This window comes from Nitrospirota bacterium (genome assembly GCA_040755395.1).
Classification (GTDB): domain Bacteria; phylum Nitrospirota; class Nitrospiria; order Nitrospirales; family Nitrospiraceae; genus DATLZU01.
The window spans coordinates 1-1,886 of the sequence record JBFMAX010000046.1 but is presented as its reverse complement, the minus strand read 5'-3'; the positions used below and the strand labels follow the sequence as shown (position 1 = coordinate 1,886).

2 protein-coding genes are annotated in these 1,886 nt (G+C 56.6%); both read left to right on the top strand.

Features of this window, described 5'->3' with window-relative positions:
- A partial coding sequence (gene rfbB, locus AB1555_20025) for a dTDP-glucose 4,6-dehydratase (GenBank protein MEW6248966.1) occupies positions 1–1,013 on the top strand: 1,013 nt, incomplete at its 5' end.
- A 19-nt stretch (positions 1,014–1,032) separates the two neighbouring features.
- Positions 1,033–1,886 (top strand): glucose-1-phosphate thymidylyltransferase RfbA (gene rfbA / locus AB1555_20020; protein ID MEW6248965.1); only part of this gene is annotated, 854 nt, incomplete at its 3' end.

Below are 1,886 nucleotides of genomic sequence, written 5' to 3'. Positions count from 1 at the left end.
TGCCGGAGTGCCGTCTTGTCAATCTGGACAAGCTCACCTATGCGGGCAATCTTAACAACCTGACCGATATCGAAAATGATACACGCTATCGTTTTATAAAGGGCGACATCTGCGACCGTGCCGTAGTGGAGCAGCTCTTTGCCGACGCGCGGATCGACACCGTTGTGCACTTTGCCGCCGAGTCGCATGTGGACCGGTCCATCCTGGGTCCCGAGGAGTTCATCCGCACCAACATCATGGGCACCTTCGTCCTCCTTGAAGCCGCCCGCAAGGCCTGGAACAGCGATCAGCGATCAGTGGTCAGTGGTCAGCCAAGATTCCTGCACGTCAGCACGGATGAGGTCTATGGCTCTCTGGGAGCAACGGGCTCTTTTACTGAAACCACCCCCTACGCCCCTCGCTCCCCCTACTCTGCCAGCAAGGCCTCCTCGGACCACCTGGCGAGCGCCTATTACCATACGTATGGGGTGCCAACTATTATTACTAATTGTTCCAACAACTACGGCCCCTATCAATTCCCTGAGAAGCTGATCCCCCTGATGATCATCAATGCCCTGAACGGTAAGGCGTTGCCGGTCTACGGCGACGGCAGGAATGTGCGTGACTGGCTCTATGTCGTGGACCACTGTGCGGCACTCCTCACGGTACTGGAGAGGGGGACGCCGGGGGAGACCTACAACATCGGCGGCAACAACGAAAAGCAGAACATAGAGCTCGTGCGGCTCATCTGTGATGTTCTGGACGAGACGGTTGGCCCTCTGCCGGGGGGCAGATCCCGCCGCTCGCTCATCACCTATGTGAAGGACCGTCCCGGTCATGACCGGCGGTATGCCATCGATGCAACCAAGATCAAACAGGAGCTCGGCTGGGCCCCCTCGGTGACCTTCGAAGAAGGGATACGCTCGACCATACAGTGGTATCTCGGAAACCAGAAATGGGTGGCATCAGTGCTCGACCATTCCTATCAGGAATACTATGAGAGGATGTACAACGGGCGTGCAGCGACAATCTAAAGAGATATAAGGTGATACCATGAAAGGCATAATATTGGCAGGCGGCAGCGGGACAAGGCTGTATCCGGTGACGTTGTCGGTGTGCAAGCAGCTTTTGCCGGTGTACGACAAGCCGATGATCTACTATCCCCTTTCGGTACTCATGCTTGCAGGGATCAGGGAGATACTGATCATCTCGACCCCGCAGGACCTGCCGCGGTTTAAGGAGATATTCAGGGACGGTGCACACGTGGGATTACATCTGTCGTACAAGGAGCAGGCGCATCCCAACGGGCTTGCCGAGGCCTTCATCCTGGGGGAGGAGTTTGTGGGAGATGACAATGTCTGTCTCGTGCTGGGCGACAACATCTTCTACGGCCATGGCCTGACGGAGCTGCTCAGGAAGGCCGTCCATGATGTAAATACTGAGGGCGGTGCAACAGTGTTCGGCTGCTATGTGAATGACCCCGAGCGGTACGGGGTGGTCGAATTCGATAAAAGCGGCAGGGTGCTCTCCATTGAAGAGAAACCAAGGGCTCCCAAATCGAAGTATGCGGTGACCGGTCTTTATTTTTACGACAATGCCGTGGTCGATATCGCAAAGGGGGTTAAGCCGTCGTGGCGGGGTGAGCTTGAAATCACGGACGTGAACAACGAGTATCTCAAGAGGGGCAGGCTCAGAGTGGAGCTTCTGGGCAGAGGATATGCCTGGCTGGATACCGGGACGCACGAGAGCTTGCTTGAGGCAGGGGAGTTCATCGCCACCATCGAGCGGCGGCAGGGGCTGAAGATCGCCTGCATCGAGGAGATCGCCTATTCTCTCGGGTATATCGATAGGGAGCAGCTGGTGCGCCTCGCCGAGCCGCTCAAAAAGAACGGCTACGGACAATACCT